General features: G+C 53.5%; 16 protein-coding genes and 1 tRNA gene. 10 read left to right on the top strand and 7 right to left on the bottom strand.

Annotation, left to right across the window (positions count from 1 at the left end):
- The first annotated feature begins 7 nt into the window (after positions 1-7).
- A complete protein-coding gene (locus IEY39_RS22390) occupies positions 8-1,840 on the top strand; it encodes a RagB/SusD family nutrient uptake outer membrane protein (protein ID WP_188935898.1) in 1,833 nt (610 codons plus the stop codon).
- A 124-nt stretch (positions 1,841-1,964) separates the two neighbouring features.
- Positions 1,965-4,058: a glycoside hydrolase family 97 protein gene (locus IEY39_RS22385; protein ID WP_188935896.1), complete on the top strand. Its 2,094-nt coding sequence runs from the start codon at positions 1,965-1,967 to the stop codon at positions 4,056-4,058.
- Between the two features lie 146 nt (positions 4,059-4,204).
- On the opposite strand, the gene susR is transcribed toward IEY39_RS22385, so the two are convergent.
- On the bottom strand, positions 4,205-5,863 hold the full coding sequence (gene susR, locus IEY39_RS22380) for a SusR family glycan utilization regulator (protein WP_188935894.1): 1,659 nt from the start codon (positions 5,861-5,863) through the stop codon (positions 4,205-4,207).
- A 393-nt stretch (positions 5,864-6,256) separates the two neighbouring features.
- Here susR and IEY39_RS22375 point away from each other — a divergent pair, with 393 nt between their 5' ends.
- Together IEY39_RS22375 and IEY39_RS22370 are read left to right on the top strand one after the other, a co-directional pair.
- The gene (locus tag IEY39_RS22375; RefSeq protein WP_188935892.1) at positions 6,257-7,462 is read left to right on the top strand and encodes a hypothetical protein; all 1,206 of its coding nucleotides are present in this window, start codon (positions 6,257-6,259) and stop codon (positions 7,460-7,462) included.
- Positions 7,463-7,502: 40 nt separating this feature from the next.
- Complete coding sequence (locus tag IEY39_RS22370; RefSeq protein ID WP_188935890.1) at positions 7,503-7,982, top strand: nucleoside deaminase; 480 nt, start codon at positions 7,503-7,505, stop codon at positions 7,980-7,982.
- Between the two features lie 359 nt (positions 7,983-8,341).
- Here IEY39_RS22370 and IEY39_RS22365 read toward each other — a convergent pair whose 3' ends face one another.
- The 4 genes from IEY39_RS22365 to IEY39_RS22350 form a co-directional block, all read right to left on the bottom strand.
- A complete protein-coding gene (locus IEY39_RS22365) occupies positions 8,342-9,301 on the bottom strand; it encodes a hypothetical protein (RefSeq protein WP_188935888.1) in 960 nt (319 codons plus the stop codon).
- A gap of 142 nt (positions 9,302-9,443) precedes the next feature.
- The gene (locus tag IEY39_RS22360; RefSeq protein ID WP_188935886.1) at positions 9,444-10,148 is read right to left on the bottom strand and encodes an alpha/beta fold hydrolase; all 705 of its coding nucleotides are present in this window, start codon (positions 10,146-10,148) and stop codon (positions 9,444-9,446) included.
- A 218-nt stretch (positions 10,149-10,366) separates the two neighbouring features.
- On the bottom strand, positions 10,367-10,798 hold the full coding sequence (locus IEY39_RS22355; protein ID WP_188935884.1) for a VOC family protein: 432 nt from the start codon (positions 10,796-10,798) through the stop codon (positions 10,367-10,369).
- Between the two features lie 212 nt (positions 10,799-11,010).
- The gene (locus IEY39_RS22350; RefSeq protein ID WP_188935882.1) at positions 11,011-11,409 is read right to left on the bottom strand and encodes a GNAT family N-acetyltransferase; all 399 of its coding nucleotides are present in this window, start codon (positions 11,407-11,409) and stop codon (positions 11,011-11,013) included.
- A gap of 161 nt (positions 11,410-11,570) precedes the next feature.
- On the opposite strand from IEY39_RS22350, the gene IEY39_RS22345 reads away from it, so the two are divergent.
- From IEY39_RS22345 to IEY39_RS22325, 5 genes are all read left to right on the top strand, one after another.
- Positions 11,571-12,929, top strand: a complete 1,359-nt coding sequence (locus tag IEY39_RS22345) for an erythromycin esterase family protein (protein ID WP_188935880.1) — start codon at positions 11,571-11,573, stop codon at positions 12,927-12,929.
- Positions 12,930-13,232: 303 nt separating this feature from the next.
- The gene (locus tag IEY39_RS22340) at positions 13,233-15,443 is read left to right on the top strand and encodes a hypothetical protein (RefSeq protein ID WP_188935878.1); all 2,211 of its coding nucleotides are present in this window, start codon (positions 13,233-13,235) and stop codon (positions 15,441-15,443) included.
- Between the two features lie 194 nt (positions 15,444-15,637).
- Positions 15,638-15,820 carry a type II toxin-antitoxin system HicA family toxin gene (locus IEY39_RS22335; RefSeq protein WP_188935876.1) on the top strand — a complete coding sequence of 61 codons (183 nt, stop codon included), beginning with the start codon at positions 15,638-15,640 and terminating at the stop codon, positions 15,818-15,820.
- Between the two features lie 25 nt (positions 15,821-15,845).
- A complete protein-coding gene (locus tag IEY39_RS22330; RefSeq protein ID WP_188935874.1) occupies positions 15,846-16,253 on the top strand; it encodes a hypothetical protein in 408 nt (135 codons plus the stop codon).
- 101 nt (positions 16,254-16,354) lie between these two features.
- Complete coding sequence (locus tag IEY39_RS22325; protein ID WP_188935872.1) at positions 16,355-17,749, top strand: hypothetical protein; 1,395 nt, start codon at positions 16,355-16,357, stop codon at positions 17,747-17,749.
- A 45-nt stretch (positions 17,750-17,794) separates the two neighbouring features.
- Here IEY39_RS22325 and IEY39_RS22320 read toward each other — a convergent pair.
- Positions 17,795-17,868, bottom strand: a tRNA-Ala gene (locus IEY39_RS22320).
- 95 nt (positions 17,869-17,963) lie between these two features.
- Between IEY39_RS22320 and IEY39_RS30140 the strand changes: the two genes are divergently transcribed.
- On the top strand, positions 17,964-18,137 hold the full coding sequence (locus tag IEY39_RS30140; RefSeq protein ID WP_308423254.1) for a DUF6728 family protein: 174 nt from the start codon (positions 17,964-17,966) through the stop codon (positions 18,135-18,137).
- Between the two features lie 82 nt (positions 18,138-18,219).
- Here the strand turns inward: IEY39_RS30140 and lpxB are convergent, their stop codons facing one another.
- Positions 18,220-19,431, bottom strand: a complete 1,212-nt coding sequence (gene lpxB, locus IEY39_RS22315) for a lipid-A-disaccharide synthase (protein ID WP_188935870.1) — start codon at positions 19,429-19,431, stop codon at positions 18,220-18,222.
- Positions 19,432-19,435: the final 4 nt, after the last annotated feature.

Genomic DNA, 19,435 nt, shown 5'->3' with positions numbered 1-19,435 from the left:
TATAAAAATGATCAAGAAGATTGTTGCCTTTATGATACCGGTGGTTTTGTTTGCCGGTTGTTCGAAAGACCCTTCGCAGGTGGCGCCTACGAACCTGTTTTCGGTATCGACCTATCCTAATACGATCGATGGGTTGAACAGTGTGCTGGCTACGGCCTATTCGGCGATGCGGGATGCGAATATGTTCGGGTTCAATTTCCTGCCCAAGGCGATGGCTAATTGCACGCATGCCGCCGATGACGGGGGTTACGATGCGGGCTGGGTGGAGATGTGCCAGACCAGCTTTACCGCGGCCAATTCGTATGCGCAGGGGGCATGGGCGGTTTGTTATGCGGGGATAAAGAATTGCAATGCGGTGTTGCAGGCTTGCAATGTGTATATGGCTAAGTATGCTTCGCCCAATGATGGGGGCCCGGTGAATCTGATACGCGGTCAGGCCTATTGTCTGCGCGGCTATTACTACCTATGGCTGGAGAGCTTGTTCGGGCAGGATTTTGTGCCCAGTGGCGGGTCGGGGCTTGGGGTGCCTATTGATACCGTTCTTCCTACGAGCCTGGCGGGTTCGCAGGTGGCCCGCAGTCCGGCAAAGGATGTGTGGGCGCTCGTCGAGAGCGATCTGAAGCAGGCGGCGGCCTTGCTGCATGGCCAGGTGTGGACCGGTAATGAAGAGGGGCGGGCCAGTGAGTGGGCGGCGAAGGGGCTGTTGGGGAAGGCGTATGTGTATTCGAAGGATTATGCCGATGCGAAGACTACGCTGTTGGATGTGATCACGAATAGCGGCAAGTCACTGATGCCGTATGCGAAGTATCGCAATGCCTTTATCGGGATCAGCGCGAATGAGTTCAATGAGGAATCGCTGTTCGAGCTCAATATCGATTATGCGTCCAATGGAGATTATGGGGTGTATGGGGGTGCGCCCAATTCCACGAGTATCAACGGCCTGATCTGGAGTCCGTGGGTGCTTGGTACGGATGGCGCGGAGACGGATGCGATACCGCTGGGGTATGGAAATGAGGTAGTTCATGACAAGAATATCCTGCGGTTTGGGTTCCCGCTGGGGCCGTACAGTCTTGTCGCCAATCCGGCGTATAACTCTTCTAAGCCTGCGTCGCCGGCGAATCCGGCGATGATCATGGACCCGGCGTATAAGACGGCATCGTTGCAGGTGCGGGCTAATCAGACTTGTGATCCGCGGCTTTTTGTGAGCTGTTTGCAGCCGTGGGTGGATTCAGCGATCAATACGCCTGCGGCGGGTTATATCCCGGGGACGATACCGACGGCAGGTTTTGTGCCGGTGTCGCGGCCGAGTGGGCCTACGAAGGCCAATGCTTATCAATGGAGTTTCCGGAAGTATGCGCCTATATATTCCAATGTCAATAATGTTCCGGGTGGTCAGGCCGATGGGGCGAATATTTATTTGTTGCGGCTGGCGGATGTGTATTTGTTGTATGCCGAGGCGAGTATCAATACGAATGATGGGGTGACGGGGTTGGAGTATCTGAATAAGGTGAAGCGGCGGGCGTATGGGTATCCGGTGAATGGGGCGTCGCCGGTGGATTATGCTTCGCTGACGAGTGCGACGAGTGCGGCGGCGGCGGGTGATGCGGTGTTGGGGCATAATCCGTTGTATTATGAGCGGTGGGCGGAGTTGTTCAATGAGGGGCAGTGGTGGATAGATATATGCCGGTGGCATTTGGGGGCGTCGGAGGCGAGTTTTTATGGGAGTGATATGGCGACGCCGGCGCTGGCTTTTCCGGATAAGAGTTATGCGTGGCCGATACCGCTGCAGGAGGTGAATGCGAATGCGAAGATTGCGGGGCAGCAGAATCCGGGGTATTGAGTTTACGGCGTTTTCCGGGAGAATGGCTGCGGTGGGGGTGCGGGTGAGGTGTGGGGTGAGAACTGCGGTGGGGGTGCGGGAATTTTTGGGGAGTGCGGGTTCTATTATGTATATTTAACACATTATGATTAGAAGGATTATTGCTTGCTTTTGCTTTTGTATTTTTTGTTACACGGTCAGATCGCAGCAGCGACTGACCGTGTCGTTGGAGAGGGTGGGGTTGACGTTTGTGTTGGATGGAGAGGGGCGCCCGGTTTATTCCGTCAGTTATGCGGGCCGGCCGGTAGTATTGCCGTCGCGGCTTGGATTTGTGCTGTCGGCGGACAGCAGCTTTTTTACCGGTTTCGTGTTGCGGGGCCAGGAGCGGCGGGTGGTGGATACGGTATGGCGGCCGGTGTGGGGGGAGGTGGCGGCGATAAGGGATCATTATGAGGAGCTGACTGTTCATTTGGAGAGAATGGGGCGCTGGCTGGACATTGTGTTCCGGGTGTTTGCCGATGGGGTTGGATTCCGCTATGTATTTCCGAAGCAGGCGGGGTTGCGGTATTTTGTGGTTGGGGATGAGCTGACGGAGTTCAGGATGGCGGGTGACCATAAGACGTTTTGGATCCCGGGAGACTATGATACCAACGAGTACCCCTACACGACCTCGTCGCTGAGTTCGGTGGACAATGCGGCGCTGGTGGCGGCGTCGACGGCTATTGCCGTGAGGGTGGCGCCGGACCGGTATGCGGTGCAGACGCCGTTGATGATGAAGAGCGCCGATGGGCTTTATTTGAATATCCATGAGGCTGCGCTGGTGGGGTACCCCGCCATGCAGCTGCATGTGGACCACGCTTCATTGACGTTGAGGGCTTCGCTGGTGCCGGATTGTGTGGGTAATAAGGCGTATCTGCATGCCCCTTTTGCCACGCCGTGGAGGACGATCATTGTCAGCGACAAGGCGGCGGATATCCTTGCTTCCAAAATGATATTGAACCTGAATGAACCGTCGAAGCTGGCTTCCACCGATTGGATACATCCGATGAAGTTTTGCGGAGTATGGTGGGAGATGCAGACGGGTAAGGGGACGTGGAGCTATTCGGATTATCCGGACAGCGTGGATGCGCGTGGGCAGTTGATCCCGAGTGGTCGTCACAGCGCCAATACGGCGAATGTCAAACGGTATATCGATTTTGCGGCTGCCAATCATCTTGGGGGGGTGCTTGTCGAGGGTTGGAATGTGGGCTGGGAGGATTGGTTCGGCAACTGGAAGGAGAACGTCTTTGATTTTGTGACGCCTTACCCGGATTTTGATGTGCGGGAGGTGACGGCGTATGCGGCGTCGAAGGGGGTGGCGATGATCATGCATAATGAGACTTCGGGGTCGGCGACGAATTACGAGCGACAGATGGATACGGCTTTTCGGTTTATGAAGGGTTGGGGGTATGGGGCGGTGAAGACGGGGTATGTCGGGCGGATCATCCCGCGGGGGGAACATCATGACGGCCAATGGATGGCGGAGCACTATGTACGGGTGGCTTCGATAGCGGCGGCTTACCATATTATGCTCGATGCGCATGAGCCGGTGCGGCCGACGGGTTTGCAGCGCACGTATCCGAACTGGCTGGCGTGTGAGGCGGCGCGGGGCAATGAATACAATGCTTTTAGCGACGGGAATGCGCCGGAGCATGAGACTATCCTGCCGTTCACGAGACTGATGGGCGGGCCGATGGATTATACGCCGGGGATCTTCCGGCTTCGGGGGTATTCTACCGTTGCGGGCCGGCAGGTGCATACGACTCTTGCGAAGCAGCTGGCCTTGTACGTTACCTTGTACAGCCCGTTGCAGATGGCGGCCGATCTGCCGGAGAATTATGCCGCGCATATGGATGCGTTTCAGTTTATCCGGGATGTGCCGGTGGATTGGGATGATACGAAGATATTGGAGGCGGAGCCTGGGGATTATGTGACGATTGCGCGGAAGGAGAAGGGGGCGGCCAATTGGTTTTTGGGGGCGATCACGGATGAGAATGCGCGGACGGTGGATGTGCCGCTGGCGTTTTTAGAGCCCGGGAGGAAGTATAAGGCGACCATTTATAAGGATGGCGTGGGGGCGGATTGGAAGACCAATCCAGAGGCGTATGCGATAGAGACGATGACGGTGGATAGTAAGGGCCGGTTGAGGGTGCAGCTGGCGCCGGGGGGTGGAGCGGCGGTGAGTATAAGGCCGCTGTAGGGGCCGCGTTAGGGATCGAAGGGGAAAGCCCGGAACGCAACCGAGCCCTTAGGCGAAGGTTGCGGGCGAGGAGACGCGTGTCGAAGCAGCGTCGACGAAGGCCTGAGGACTTGGACCGAAGAGCCCGACCCGAAGGGGAACGCCCATCAGACTGTTTTGATCTCCATGATGCGTTGTTCGAATTCTTCGTTGGGGACGATGGACCGGTTCTTGATCTTTGTTTTGTAGGTATTGATAGTGTTGACGGAGTATTCGAGGATGCGGGCGATCTTTTCGTTCTCGTGGATGCCCATGCGGATGAGCGCGAAGATGCGCAGATCGGTGTTGAGGTTGTCCTTTAGTTCTACCTGGTCTTCGGGGCGGAAGAGGGCGTTGAACCGGTTGATGAAATCGGGGAAGAGCCGGAGGAAGACCATGTCGAAGTTGTGGATCATTTCTTCTTTTTCTTTTTTCAAGTTGGTGTTGTTGACGAGGGCGATGATCTCGTCCCACTTGCGGTAGGCGATCTTTTGCTCGAGCGATCGCTTGAACTTTTCAATTTTTGCAAAGGATTCCGAGTCGGCGTTGAAGAAGTAGCCGATGTATTCTTCCTTGATCTTATTGGCTTCGGAGAGTTTGTTGTTGGTTTCCAGCAGTCGCTGGTTGATCGCCTGTTCCTTTATATGCGCCTGGGTGATGATGGCCTGCGCCGCTTTGAGCCGGCCTACCTGGCGGTAGACGGTGATGGCGAGGACGACGACGACCCCCAGGAGGATGGTGGCGATGACGGACCAGGTGACGAAGATGCTTTTCTGGTCTTCGACCCGGCGGACCTTTTCGCCTTCGATGAGGGGGAGGATGGCGCTGACCTGTACCTTCCGCTGGCGGGCACCATAGAACACAGCGTCGCGGATGGCGGTTTCGATATAGTTGGAGGCGTTGCGAACGTCGCCTTTCTTGTAGAGCAGCTGGGCCAGATTGAAGATGGCGGCGGTCTCCTTTGTCGAGGACTCGATATCGGCGATGGCGGCGCGGATGAGTAGTTGTATGGCGGTGTCCGGCTGACCATTAGTGATATAGATGTCGCTGAGGGTGGAGGTGGTGACGGCTAATTGATGAAGGGTGAGATCGGGGCGGCGGAGCAGTTGCCGGTATTCGGCGAGGGCCCGGGCTCTCTCGCCCGACTTGATATCCTTGAGACCTTTGTAGTAGGATGCATTAAAGGAGCCTGGCGGATAGCGGTGCAGGGCTGAATCAATATAGACGTTGCCTTTTTGGGTGTAGACGGGGGTATTGTAGCTGTCGTTGTCAAAGTCGCCCAGATCGTAGTAATACCTTCCCATGAGCGCATAATATTCCGCCTGGAGGCTATCGGGTGCTGTGCCGATTTGAATTTCCGCGAGCGAATCGAGGGTCTCTTTGAACAGGCCGGAAGAGAGCAGGCAGAAACCAAGTTGTAGCCGGGCATAGGTAGTTTTGACGGGATCGTCCAGTTTCAGGGCTATCGACCGGAGCGCCCGGGCATAGGTGAAGGCAGAATCATATTTGAAAACCTTGTATTCTTCGTAAAGCCGGCGGTGATCTTCGAATTGCGCCGGGAGGTTGTCTTTTGGGGTGGCGGCGAGGGTGTTTTTTAGCTGTTGGATGACGGCTTGTTTGGCTGTGTCATATTTTGGGGAGGAGGCGATGGCGGTGTTGAGGGTGGATAGGTTGGCTGAGCCGGGTGCTGTGTTATCCTGGCACTTTGCGGTGAGGAGGAGATTTATGCAGATGAGGAGGAGAAGGATTCGGCTGAGCACGTTGTTAGGAGTAGTTTTGGTGCTCAAAGATACGCGTTTGGGAGAGAAGCCGCGTTAGCGATCGGAGCGGCAGCCCGACGGGGACTGTAGCGAGTCAAATGATTGGCCTTCGGCCGAACGGCTACCGCCGTTCCTGGCCCGACCCGAAGGGCGAGGGACGAGCCCGAGGGTAACGCCCATAAAATAAAAAAAGAAGCCCAGATAAAAATCCAGGCCGTTGCTAAAATCCAATATCCTATTAAAAGCCAAGATAACACCGCAAACGATGGTCCAAGTGGCGGCTAAACGGGAGCGGGGATTTTGGCGCGGTAAAAGTTGAGGAATCTTGTAGACGGGTGTAGAGTTATTTCCTCAGCATATACGCAGATGGGACGAATGCCGGGGGAAATTCCTATATTGAGAAGAGGGAGGACCGTTAGTATGCATGAAAACGTTTTAGCGGGGATCGAGAAGAAGATCGGGGTTGCGGGTATCGGTTCGCTGCTGGCGGACCGGTTGTCGGGGAGCGAGTTGAGTTCGCTGTTGCTGGAGGTATACCGGCGTAAGACAGATCGGTTGAAGCCGGCTGACTTGCTGGCGCAGTTCCGGCAGAACCGGCTGGTGCAGCCTGCGCCTTTGGATATGATCGCGCTGATGGAGTCATCATTAGCTGTGTTGCGGTTTTTTCGTGAGCGCGGTTTTTTGCCGGTGGAGTTGTCGCCGGTTGCTGCACTGGGGAGCTGTTCGGTGGTAGCGGCGGTGAGCCAGGATAAGGTTGTTTCTGCCGTTAGGGGGACGGAGATCGTGGCGGATGCAACTAACGCCCTTGCTTTGGTTATTGCCGGGAGGCGGAGGTGTGGGGAGGAGGGGCTAATACGTTTGAGCACGGTGCACCGGCATGTACGGACGCAGGCGTTTGCGAATCCGCGATATTTGCCGCACTTTGTTCTCGGTTGCATGGTTTCCGGGGGGAGGGATACCGGGGGTTATGCTTTTGAGTGTGAGGGGCTGGTTGAGCATATTGGGAGTTATATCGATCTGCTGCGGGAGGTGTATGGGGTTGGGCGGGAGCCGCGGGACACGCGGCTCGACCACAACCGAGCGCTAGCGAAGGTTGCGACCGAGGAGGGCCGTGTCGAAGCAGGCCCGACGAAGGCCTCAGACACAACTGAGCGAAGCGAAGGTTGCGAACGAGGCCTTGCCGGTGGCAAGGGCGAAGTTCTCGCTTTGCCGGAAATGCGTTATTTTCCCGGCAACGCATTTCCGGCATATATTCGGCTGGTGTTGAAGCGGCGCGGGGGATATGAGGGGGCCCTGATGGAGCGGGAAAGAGGAGACGATGGGGGACGCGGGGGAGATGATGGGGCCCTGGTTGACCGGGTGGAGGGTGCGTTGCGCGCACATTTGGGTGGGGTGGCTGGAGGGCGGGAAGTAGTTATTGAGCGGGAAGATGTGCCGGCGGCGAATGAATATTATAAGGGGCTTCAGTTTAAGTTATATATCACCGTGAATGGGGTGGAGTGGGAGATTGCGGATGGCGGTTTTGTGGATTGGACGCAGCGGATGTTGGAGAACAGGAAGGAGCGGCTGCTGATCAGCGGGTTTGGGCTGGAGCTGCTGTTCAAGATGCAAAATGGATTGCTGTGAGGGATCGGGCGATGGAGCATTGCGGATTATAAATTTGAGTATGATTACTGAAACGGATATTCTGTATTTGAAACAGGCGATTGCGCTGGCGCGTGCCGGTGTGGAGGAGGGGAGGGGCGGACCCTTCGGGTGTGTGATCGTCAGAGATGGCGAGGTAGTGGGAAAGGGGTGTAATGGGGTGACGTCTACGAACGATCCGACGGCGCATGCCGAAATAGTAGCTATTCGGGAAGCTTGTCAGCGGTTGGGACATTTTCAGCTGACGGATTGTGATGTGTATGCTTCCTGTGAGCCATGTCCGATGTGTCTGGGGGCGTTGTATTGGGCGCGGCCGCGGCGGGTGGTGTATGCGGCTACCCGGAACGAGGCGGCAGAGGCGGGGTTTGATGATGACTTTATTTATCGGGAGATCAACTTACCGGGGGATGAACGGAAGATACCGTTTGTGCATGCGCCTGTGGAGCAGACGCGGGAGTTGTTTGGGCTTTGGCGGGAGAAGGGGAATAAGGAGTTGTATTAGGGGTGGGGCTTGCGGGGCTTTTGCGGGGCTTGGTGTTCTGCGGGGCCTGGTGTTCTGTGCGGGGACTGTGGCGGGGGGTCGGGCGGGGGTGTGTTTTTGAAAAAAATTTCCTTACTTACCTGTAAGTAAGTTTTTGCAGTGCGGGGCCAAGGGTGTGTGGGCGGGGGATAAAACCAGCCGGCCCCGCGGTGATGCGGAGCCGGGATTGGTATATGGATAGGTGTGGTTGTTTTGGCGCTGTTAGCAACGGCTGGGAACTGTTGGGTGGACGCCGGGTTGTTGTGCGGCGGTTGGGTGACGGATGATTGTTTGCGTGGCGCCGGTTGCGTGGACGGCCGGGTTGATTCGGCTGCCGGGTGCTAGTCCTTTGCGGTTTTGCTGTAGACTTCCCATGCGTCGGTGCCAATGGAGCGCAGGGTAACGCGGGTGTCGGAGTTTTCGAGGGTGATGTAGTAGTTGCTTGCGCCGTCACCGGTGAGTTCGAACAGATCGGAGATCCAGTAATTGGAGTAGCTACGTTTTACTTCCAGCAGCAACTGGATAGGCAGTTGGTTCGAGGTGATGTTGCGGGTGACGGCGAGGAGCTCACCGTTTTCCGAATAATAGGCGTACATGATGACGTCGTTCATTTTGAAGGTGATCTTCGTGAAGTTGCGTCCTTCCTGGGTTTCCATGAGTTCGGCTTTTTTAAAGTCCTTCTTGAAGGAGGTCTTTACGATGTCATGTTTCCCGGTGGGGGTGGCGAAGCTGCTGCTGAGGCCGACTGTCAGGAGCAGGGCTGTTGCGAGGGCGATTGTTTTACTCCCATTTATGATGGTCTGGCGGAGTGTTTGGATTGCGAGTGACATATACTTACGTTTTAATGTTGGTTGATTACTGATTGTTTGCATAACAAAGATAGTGCTTGTGGCAGGTACTTTACAATACATAGTACCGTGAAAGGCATAATACTGTTTTGGACGGTAGGAAAAGCGGGATGAAGGGTTTTTTTCGTGGGGTTCGGGTTGGGGGGCCGGGGTATTTTTGGGGTAGGTCGGGGTGTTGGCGGCCGGGTTTTCGAGGTTGGCCGTGGTGCTGACGATGTGGGTCGGCTGGGCTGCGGAGAGGGCCGGGGTGCTGGCGGATATGAGGGCGAATGGGTTGACGGTGAGGTTGTTAGGGGTTCGGACGGCGGGGTTGGCCGGCTGATTCGGGGCCGGGGCGCTCATCGGGTGGGTCGGGGTGTTGGCGGGCACGGGGGCTGATTGATGTGCCAGGGTGCTGACGGGGCGGTTGGTGAAGTCGTGGCGGGTGTGATGGTATATATTAGACGGGTTCATAATTGAATGTTTTTGTGTCGCCGGGGGTTGATTGGGTGGCTGCCGGGGACGATAGGGGAAATGCCAGCCCGATGCCATAAAGCGGTGGCATTGAAAATCAATTATATGTATTTTTTGCTATGGGAAGACCGTCCGGTTTTGATCAGGCCGGTGTCCGGTTTTGGATGGATGGCAATGCCGAACCGGGCGAAGCGGCGGCCGCGAAAGGGAGCAGGATGTCGCTGAGGATGCGGTTGACAATGTCCGGGCTACTAACCAAGAACATATGACCCTCTTTCTTAATGATATGAGTGGGGGTGGTGAGGCGGAAGGGGAAGACCTCATCCCGGGTGCCATGGAGGTGAAAGAGGGGTTGGGGGATCTCGGTGTTCTCCCATTCCAGCACGGCGGTTAAGGCCCAACGTATAAACTGATCGTCCCCGTCGCGGATGACGTCCATCATCAGCTGCCGATTGACAGCCGGTCGCATCATAAGTGCATGTTTTACCGTGGTGACGGCTTTTAACAGCGAGGCGGGGACCAGTTTGCCCAGGCCCAGGTTGCCGGCCATCCGGTAGAAGCGGGGCAACTGGGCTGATACCGGAACGCTGCTGATAATGATAGTGCAGACCGGATGGAGGTGTTTGGCCATTTCAACGGACATGATGCCGCCGAGGGATAGCCCCAGGAGGATGAAGGGTTCTGATGTATCGATCTGCTGAGTAAGCCGAAGGGCGTAGGCGGGGAGTTTTTCATTCTCCACCGGTGGGATCCAATGAATATAGGCTACTTCGAATCCTTCAGGTAGACGGAGATGGGTAAACAGCCTGTAGTCGGCTCCAATGCCGGAGGTACAATAAACTTTCACGACGAGTACATTATCTGCTACAATTTACGGACAAAGGTGGAGAATAAAAAGCCCCGCCTATCAGGAAAAGTGGGCAGGGCTTTTTTACATTATGTCCGGCAAAGGGACTTTGCCGGGGGGAAGCCCCGCTCGTGCCGGTGGGGGTGATGCCGGTGTGAGCGGGGGCGGTATACGCGGGGTAGTGTTTGCGGCAGGATTAGCGCTGCCGCGAATAATGGTTATTGTTGTTGCTGGGGAGCGTAGTTCACCATCCAGTTGATGCCGTACTTGTCGGTGAAGGCACCGTAGAGACCCCAGAATTGCTGTTCGAGGGGCATCGTGACCGTGCCGCCAGCGGAAAGGGCGTTGAATATCCTCCGGGTCTCCGCTTCGCTGTCGGGCGCAACGCTGATATGCATGTGGTTGCCGGCAGCATATTTATAGGGTCCGAATCCATCGATGGCATCGGTACCCATCAGGAGACTTCCATTTCCGACGGGAAGGGCGATGTGCATAACTTTGTTCTTTACCGCGGGAGGTATCTCCATAGGACCGGGGTTGTCGCCAAAGCGCATGATCGTCAAAAAATCGCCACCGAATACGGATTTGTAAAAGTTGAAAGCCTCTTCGGTGTTGCCGGGAAAATTCAAATAGAAGTTAAAGGATGCCATGATGGATGATTTTTTACTGTTAGCAATGATGATATAAAGCTAACGAGAAATTTTGTTGGCGTCGGGTGGGGAATAAGACGAATTTGGGGTGAATTGCGACAGCGGGGCTGCGGCAGCAATTGCGCGAATGAAGGGTATGGGCGGGCGTGGCGGATGTTGCGGTGATGCGGATGAAGGCTCCGCTGCGGATGCGGTTATGGCGGACGCGGGCTTTATTGCTCACGTTTTATCATGAAGGCGTTGTCGAGTTTTTCCATCCCGATCTTTGGATAATACTCCATGGCAGTGGGCGCAGCAAGGAGAAGGAGCATACAGCGCGGGCCGATGGCTTCCTTTGTCAGCTGCACCAGTTTTTTGCCGATGCCGTGATGCTGGTATTCTTTCCTGATGGCGAGATCGGAGAGATAGCAGCAAAAATGAAAATCGGTGATGGCGCGGGAGACACCGACGAGCAGGTCGCCATCCCAGGCGGTGAGAATGCAATTGGAGTTGCGGTACATTTCGCCGATGCGGGCGGGGTCGTCTGTCGGCCGCCTGATGCCGGAACTGTCGTAGACGGCTATCACTTCCGCGGCGGAGGGGGTGTGGCCGGATTTGTATTGAATGTTCATGCGTTTGGTGGTTATGCGGTGTCGAAAATACGATGGCTATGGGCAATCATGGGCGGCCAGATTGGAAATAGTAAGTAGTCCAGATTAACTAATTATTAGCAACTGCGCTGTTGGCAGAGTCGGGTGGAGTTGGTTGTTTCGTTGTCTAAATGCACGATTTTATGCAAAAGATGTTCGTGTTCTTATTTGTCTTGTGTTTTGCTGTTGCGGCGCGGGCGCAGGATCTGGCGGCGAGCCTCCGGCATTGTACTTCGAGCGTGCGATCGATTGCGCCGGACGATAGTGATTATTCCGACCTGAACGGCTTGCGCGCGGCTATCGGCGGGGCCCGGATCGTGCTGCTTGGGGAGCAGACGCATGGTGAAGGGTCGACGTTCGGGGCAAAGATCAGGTTGATAAAATTCCTGCATGAGAAGATGGGTTTTGATGTCCTGGCCTTCGAGAGCGGGTTCTATGACTGTGCACGCATCTGGGAAAATGTGGAGCAGGGAGGGGCGTTGTCACAGGAGGTGATCGGCAGCTTGTTCTATATGTATGCGACGAGCGTGCAGATGCAACCGTTGTTCGACTATGTCCAGTCGGAGTGGCATGGAGGTCAGTCGGGGGCGGATGGGGGGCAGCCGGGATTGCATGGGCAGCCGGGGGCGAATGGGAGGCAGGGGGGACTGCATGGCGCGCAGCCGCTGGTGCTGACGGGTTTTGAGAGCCAGCATACGGGTGTCAAGGCAAAGACGCAATTGTTCGATGACTTTGAACGATTCATGCGAAAACAGCAGCCGGCGGCGCTCGATGAAGAGTGGGACCTGTTTCGACGGGTGAGCATCGCGACTTTTGCTTCACGGGATTACCGGCCTTCACTCGTGGAGCGATCGCGGTTCTTTGCGAAATTGACAGCGCTGCAGCGGTTGTTGAACGAGGACGGCAAGGTTACCGACTCGCTGACAAGCAGCATGGGGTTCTGGTACCAGGTGTTGAACAGCATCGAATCGCAAACGACACGGTATTGGCAGATGGTGACCGGCAACGAGGTGAGTGTCCGCGACCTGCAGATGGCAAAGAACCTGATCTGGCTGGCGGAGAAGGCGTATCCGGGTAAAAAGATCATCGTATGGGCGCACAATGGCCATGTAGCCAAGGGTATGAGCAGTCTTGTGACGGGCAGCCAGCCACCACCCAAGGGTGAGGATGCTTTTGTACCGATGGGGGCGACGATCCATCATTATTTTGGCAGCCGGGCCTATTGCATCGGTTTTTCGGGATCGGAAGGAAGTTATATGAATTATGTGAACGACCAAATAGTCAACGTTGCGGCCAGACCGGCCGGCAGTATCGAAGGGACATTGGCTGGCGCGGGTTATACCTATGCTTTTGTGGATTACAGGCGGGCGACGGGGCCGTTGCGACAGTTGCAGCAGGCGACGCTGGCTGATTATGGCGAGGCGAGGGGGATATGGCCGGAGGTTTTTGACGGGTTGTTCTTTATCGCGAAGGTGTCGCCGGTGGAGCGAACGGGGAAGTGAGCGATGGGAGAGCGGGCGGGGAAATAGGCGGTTGGCGAGCGCATTTCCGGCATTGACAGTGCAAAAGTATTTTTGCATCTGGCCTCATTTTGATATTAATTTTGCGGGGTATAATTGTTACTCCTTCCTTTTACTCCTACTCCTACAGGCAAGGCATCCCGCATCCTACTAAAGGTGATTTCTGATGGTTCTTCATTCTCCTGAAATGAAGCGTAAATCTCACCTGCGAAGTGGTGTAGAGTTTGTTCATTTCCAAATAAGTTACCTATGAGTTATCTTCAAACCAATGGGCACACCAACGCATTGGCGGAGCCCAACTCTCCTACTCAATCATCAGTAGCTGCCGCCATTACGGGGACTTTTTCCACACCTCAAAAAGTAAGGACTCCCACAAGGGAAGAAAAAGAATCAGCGGAAAGACGAAAACGACCCGTTTTTCGTGAACAAGAGGAAACACTGACACCGACATTAACTGAACCGGAGATCGAAATGGAAGAAGGGCTGGAAACCGCGGAGATGATCGTTGAAAGACAAATTCCCCTACTTATCGAGAAAAACAAAGTGTTTGGCCGTTATACAGGTCAGTTCGGGCCTTTTGAAATAGTATTGAGAGTCGATATCGATGGATTCAATCCATTGCTTAAGGTAAGCGGTGATTATTTTTTGATCTCCGGACAAACCAAATCCTATTTTGGTTCGTTCCTTGCCGATAGCATTACCGCCAAAGTGGTGGATGGGATGATCACGATCAATACCACTGCAAAAACAAGCTGGCCTACGTCGTTTACCAAACTCAGCATTGCCATCAAGCAAACATCCGTTTTCCAGGCGCTTTCTCCAGCTATGCTTCAGTGGTATCATAAAAGCACCAATACTCCGGGCGCCATGTATGTATGCCACAACACCGGCAGGGCATTCCGCACGGCACAGTTGGAACAGGATTGTATTGAAGGTGTGATCCCAACGATCTCCTACAATACGGCATCACTGCCTTCGGGAGGGCCCGACCGGGTACTTTCCATCAATTCAGTCTGGCAGGAAGCAGGGATCGATATGGTTACATCGGGAATATCCAATGTCATCCATCTGGACCCGACAGGCCCCGAAGCCAGGTGGACGAATGCCGAGTTGCATAATGCGATGGTGAATCATTTCAGTGTTTATGAAGAAAAACCTGAATGGGCCATATGGCTGCTGCATGCCTGTGAACATAGCCATGGTCCATCTTTGCGGGGAATAATGTTCGACCAGACGGGGTTGCAAAGACACGGCTGTGCAATATTTTACAAAAATATGATGGGTGCGACTCCCGAAATGCAACGGCAACAGTTGTATACCTGCATCCACGAACTGGGACATTGCTTTAACCTGCAGCACACCTGGCAAAAGAGCTATGCCACGCCGCCAAAGCCTAATATGGCCGATTCCCTTTCATGGATGAATTATCCGCGGTTCTATCCGGGCGGGGCTTCTGCTTTCTGGAATACGTTTTCCTTCCAGTTCGATCCGGTTGAATTGACACATCTGCGTCATGGTTTCAGGCCATATCTGATCAGAAAGAGAAACCCATTCACGCCGGCAGGCTCGTCATTCGATGTCGGCGCTTTATTTGAAGACAACATCGAGAACAATTCGAACCTGATGTTAAAGCTGGAATCGAAACGGGCATTTCTCCTAGGTGAACCAGTTTACCTCGAAACACAACTTAAAACGACCAGCATGCTGGATCAACAGGTGATCAGCAACCTGCAAGCAGACTTTGGATTTGTTACCATTGGTATAAGGAAACCCGGCGGCGAGGTGGTGGTGTATGAGCCGGTAGCAGAAATGGATGCAGAACCTACTTATACCGTTTTGAATGCTTCCAATCCCGCGATCTATCAAAGTTCGTATATTGGTTTTGGTAAGGATGGATTCATCTTTGATCAGACAGGTACATACCAATTGCGGGCTGTTTACTATCATCGCGATGGATCACGTATCGTTTCCGATACATTGGCTGTTCGTGTAGCCAACCCGACGAATGCCGATGACAATGAAATAGCCAGCCTGATGCTAAACAATGATGTCGGCTATCTTTTGGCATTTATGGGATCGGATGCCCCGTATCTGCAAAAGGCCAACGAATCGTTGGATCTATTACTTAGCGACAAGTTTAAGGATCATCCTCTTGCCGTATTCGTGCAGTATATAAAAGGCGTCAACGCGCTACGCACATTCAAGACGATGACGGCCGATAAGAAGATCAGGGTGCGCCAGCCCGATTTTGAATGGGGACAGGCATTGCTTAAGGCCGTCATTGGTAAATCCAAGGTAGGAGGTGGTTTGGACAATATCAACCACCACAAGGCGATGCATATATTGGCGAAGTCATACCAGCGATCGGGAGATGTTCAGGCTGCGGAAATGGCGGCAAGGGATATTTCGACACATTTCAACAACTTGAGCTTGAAACAGCATGTAAAAGATAATATTAACCGCCAGGCAGCCGGTATTCTGGCTTCGGACATCTAAGCTTTTATTTTTATGATCAGGCAGGGGTACTCCGGGGGGTACCCCTGTTTGTGTGCGGGGGGTGGGGGAAGATGAGCTGCATCCTGCAAGCGTCCAAGGAGACTGGTCTGAAATATTGCAAAAATGTTATAAAAAATGGCTTAAATAATAACGTTTATGTTATATTTGGGGAAGCGATTTAAACCAGCTTCCTTATGAAATTTTCGGAATTGCAGCGTCTCCTGGAAAGGGATGGGTGGTATGTTAAGCGAAAGAGCGGCCATTTGATCTATGTTCATCCGACAAAACCTGGTGTCATTCCTTTGGGCAAACATGGAACAAAAGAGGTTCCCTATGGTACAGCTAATAAGATTTTGAAACAGGCTGGATTGAAATAATAGCTGCTCTTTAAATTATAATAAAATGAAAAAGAAGAAAGTGAACCTTGTTATTGAAGCTTCCTCCACCGGATTTGGTATTTATGGTGAAGACTTTCCTGTGACGGCATATGGTGAGACAGTTGACGCTGCCAAGAAAGATCTGGAAAGTGCTATTGCTGATGTTTTGGATCATTATAAGAAAGAGGGGCAAAAGCCTGATCCGGCTTTGAATGGGGGTAACCTGGAGTTTTCCTTTAAGTATGATATTGCCAGTATATTCAATCATTTTGGGATGCTGGATGCGACGGGATTGGCGAGAAAGATTGGGATGAATCCTTCTTTATTGCGGCAGTATAAGACTGGGCATACCTTAGCTTCTGATAAGCAGAAACAGAAGATTGAGAAGGGGTTGCATGATTTGGGGCGAGAGTTGTTGAGTGTGAGGTTGTAATCCGGGGTTGGGGTTGAAATAGGCGGATTGAAGGAAAGAATTATGCAAATGTCCGCGATCTTGCATCTTATTGTCATATTCCTTTCTAAACCCTGTAACCGATGAAAATTCTTGTTTTTGTTATCCTGATAAGTTGTATCCCGGGCAGCGCTTTTTGTCAAAGCGGCCTATCGTCCATAGTCCGGCAGCGGGAGATCTTTACTCCCTATTATGAAATGACGTCGGCAGGCGGCAAGGTGCTGTATCTTCCGATGAATTACGGCAGATCGGCTTTTTCCTATAAGCAGGAAGCGGCGGTGAAGAGTTTGAAAAATGCGACTGTGGTGCGGGTAGACCTGGTTTATTCGGACTATCCTGCCAAGGCGGATTTTTCGCTGCTGACCAAAAGAAGGCTTGAGACGTTGCAAAAGATGCTGCCGGCGATCTTTTCCGACAAGAACATTGAATTCAGAAAGATCAGGCAAACGTTAGCGACAACCAAAGCGGTAGCCGCCGGTTTGCAACATGGGTTTTTTATTTACTTCCGGCCTTTGCCGACAAAGACTTCCGGGGAAAAAGAGGCGCGCGTCTTAAAATCGTTGTTGATGGATACCTCGCTGGAGAGGCCCGCGCGCGACTCGAGCAGTACTGTCTGGTTTTCGGAAAGTATGATAATGGGAGATACGGCCGGGGCCACGTTGCCGGATCTGCCGGCCAACTACACAAGGGAGATCACAAGGATCTCTGTAGAGGATGCGGTTTCCCGTGGGTATCTGGAAAAAGAAACGGCAAAAGAATACAAAAAGTTGATGGACACTGTTTTTTGCATCGAGGACAAGCGCGATGGTGGATGTGATCTTGGTGATTATTCCATCTATGATCTGCCAGATTCTACCGTCACGCAGGTGCTCAAAAGACACAAATGGAGTCATTCCCTTATAGTAGCGGATGTCACCGGTAGTATGTATCCGTATTCGGCTCAACTGTTGAAATGGGTGCAACTTACCCTTACGGATAAGGAAAACAGGTATTTTGTTTTTTTCAATGATGGCGATAATAAGGACGACGATAAGAAGGTTATCGGGAGGACGGGAGGTATTTACCCGGTGTATACGAACGAATATGACCGGGTTGAAAAAACGATCATCAGGGCAATGGAGAACGGGAGTGGTGGTGATGCGCCCGAGAACAATATCGAGGCCTTGCTGGAAAGCGAAAAGGTTTGTAAGGGCTGTGATTCGATCGTTATGATCGCCGATAATTGGGCGCCGATAAAGGATATATCCCTTCTTTCGAGTTATCACCGACCGGTGAAAGTTATTTTATGTGGCGTCTTTGACAGGATCAATAAAGACTATCTGAAATTAGCAAGGGATACGAAGGGGTCCCTTCATTTGATCGAAGAAGATATTTACAGGCTTTCGGAGCTAAAGGAGGGGGAGACTATCAAAATCCATGGGTTGATCTACAGGCTGACCGATGGGAATTTTGTTGATGTAACACCCGGGACGCTTTAAAAAAAATGCCTTGTACGGAGTTGTACAAGGCATTGCAATTGCGGGTGGAGAATATCGGAGTCGAACCGACGACCTCTTGCATGCCATGCAAGCGCTCTAGCCAACTGAGCTAATTCCCCGAGTGTGTGGGCCGATCGTGAGATCGGAAATGGGAGTGCAAATATAGAGGATTTTTGGTCAAAACAATTCAAAAAAATTGGTGTTACTTGCATGTATGGGAGTCTGGAGACAGATAGCGGAATACTTCTACATTAAGAAAAGGGACCCGAAAGCGCCGAATACCCAGTGGATGCGGTATATGCATGGGATTAACCGGATATCCATTTTTATGTTCCTGGTGGGGCTTATTCTTTTGATCCTGAAGATTTTTGTTTTCAAACGACATTGAGGGAGGCTAGCGGGGCGGGAAGAACGGGGGCCAACGCGCCTTAGCGGGGAAGGTTATGAGGTGATTGGGCTAGGGGTGGATGTTAAGGGAGGCTAGTGGGCCGGGGTGGATGGTTCGCGGTGGATAGCTCGCGGAGATAGTGGAGGATGCTGCGGGCGGCGTTGGCGGAGGCGTGGCCGCCCTGGCTGAGCAGGTGCCTGAGGTCGCGGTAGTCGCTGGCGAGCTGCTGGCGACGGCTGTTGTCCTGCAGGAGAGTGTTGAGTTCGCGCCGGAGGTTGGCTGGGGTGAGGTCGTCCTGGATGAGTTCGCGAACCACCAGCTTGTCCATAATAAGATTGACGAGGGAGATATACTTTACCTTGATGAGGCGGCGGGCGATCTGGTAGGAAATGTTGCTGCCTTTATAACAGACGACTTCGGGGACGCCGAAGAGGGCGGTTTCGAGGGTTGCGGTGCCGGACGTGACGCAGGCCGCTTGGGCGGTCTGTAACAGGGCGTAGGTTTGGTTGGTGACTGTAGCCACGTTGGGGTAGGGAGCCAGGAGTTCGTTATAGAAGTTTTGGTCCTGGCCGGGCGCCTGGGCGACGACGAATTGATATTCACAGAAGCTTTCGCTCACCTTTAGCATAACCGGCAACTTTTTGAGGATCTCCTGCTTGCGGCTTCCGGGCAGCAGGGCGATGACGGGTTTTGAAAAAGCGGGGATGGCGCCGGCCGGGGCCTGGTAGCCATCGATGACTTCCACGAGAGGGTGGCCGACGTATTCGACATCATAGTTCCATTTTCGGTAAAATTCTTTTTCGAACGGCAGGATGACGAGCATTTTGTCGACGCATTCGCGGATCTGCTTTACGCGGTTCTCCTTCCAGGCCCAGACCTGGGGGGAGATGTAGTAGATGATGCGGAAGGCGGGGCCCCCGGCGGGAGAGCCCTGCGTGGTGGCGGGGGTGGGGGCGGTGGTGGTGCGGAAGCGCTGCTGGTGGGCCCATTTGGCGATGCGCATATTGAAGCCGGGATAGTCGATGAGGATGAGGGCGTCGGGCTGATAGTCGAGGATATCCTGTTTGCAGAAGTCGAGATTGCGAAAGATGGTACGGAGGTTCATGAGTACTTCGGCAAATCCCATAAAGGCGAGGTCTTTGTAATGCTTGACGACGGTGGCGCCGGCTGCCTGCATCAGATCGCCCCCCCAGCAGCGGATGTCGGCCTGCGCGTCCTGTTTTTTCAATTCTTTTATGAGATTACTGCCGTGCAGGTCGCCGGAGGCTTCGCCGGCAATGATATAGTACTTCATGTGG

It is taken from the genome of Puia dinghuensis (assembly GCF_014642875.1).
GTDB classification, from domain to species: Bacteria; Bacteroidota; Bacteroidia; order Chitinophagales; family Chitinophagaceae; genus Puia; species Puia dinghuensis.
The sequence above is the reverse complement of the archived record's forward strand: the minus strand, read 5'-3'. Positions and strand labels throughout refer to the sequence as shown.

Bases quoted from the DNA above. Each gene is read 5' to 3' on its own strand.
- IEY39_RS22330 (WP_188935874.1), top strand. From the start codon at position 15,846: ATGAAAAAGAAGAAAGTGAACCTTGTTATTGAAGCTTCCTCCACCGGA.
- IEY39_RS22350 (WP_188935882.1), bottom strand. From the start codon at position 11,409: ATGAACATTCAATACAAATCCGGCCACACCCCCTCCGCCGCGGAAGTG.
- IEY39_RS30140 (WP_308423254.1), top strand. From the start codon at position 17,964: ATGGGAGTCTGGAGACAGATAGCGGAATACTTCTACATTAAGAAAAGG.
- IEY39_RS22355 (WP_188935884.1), bottom strand. From the start codon at position 10,798: ATGGCATCCTTTAACTTCTATTTGAATTTTCCCGGCAACACCGAAGAG.
- IEY39_RS22370 (WP_188935890.1), top strand. From the start codon at position 7,503: ATGATTACTGAAACGGATATTCTGTATTTGAAACAGGCGATTGCGCTG.
- lpxB (WP_188935870.1), bottom strand. From the start codon at position 19,431: ATGAAGTACTATATCATTGCCGGCGAAGCCTCCGGCGACCTGCACGGC.
- IEY39_RS22375 (WP_188935892.1), top strand. From the start codon at position 6,257: ATGCATGAAAACGTTTTAGCGGGGATCGAGAAGAAGATCGGGGTTGCG.
- IEY39_RS22385 (WP_188935896.1), top strand. From the start codon at position 1,965: ATGATTAGAAGGATTATTGCTTGCTTTTGCTTTTGTATTTTTTGTTAC.
- IEY39_RS22325 (WP_188935872.1), top strand. From the start codon at position 16,355: ATGAAAATTCTTGTTTTTGTTATCCTGATAAGTTGTATCCCGGGCAGC.
- IEY39_RS22365 (WP_188935888.1), bottom strand. From the start codon at position 9,301: ATGAACCCGTCTAATATATACCATCACACCCGCCACGACTTCACCAAC.
- IEY39_RS22335 (WP_188935876.1), top strand. From the start codon at position 15,638: ATGAAATTTTCGGAATTGCAGCGTCTCCTGGAAAGGGATGGGTGGTAT.
- IEY39_RS22390 (WP_188935898.1), top strand. From the start codon at position 8: ATGATCAAGAAGATTGTTGCCTTTATGATACCGGTGGTTTTGTTTGCC.
- IEY39_RS22345 (WP_188935880.1), top strand. From the start codon at position 11,571: ATGCAAAAGATGTTCGTGTTCTTATTTGTCTTGTGTTTTGCTGTTGCG.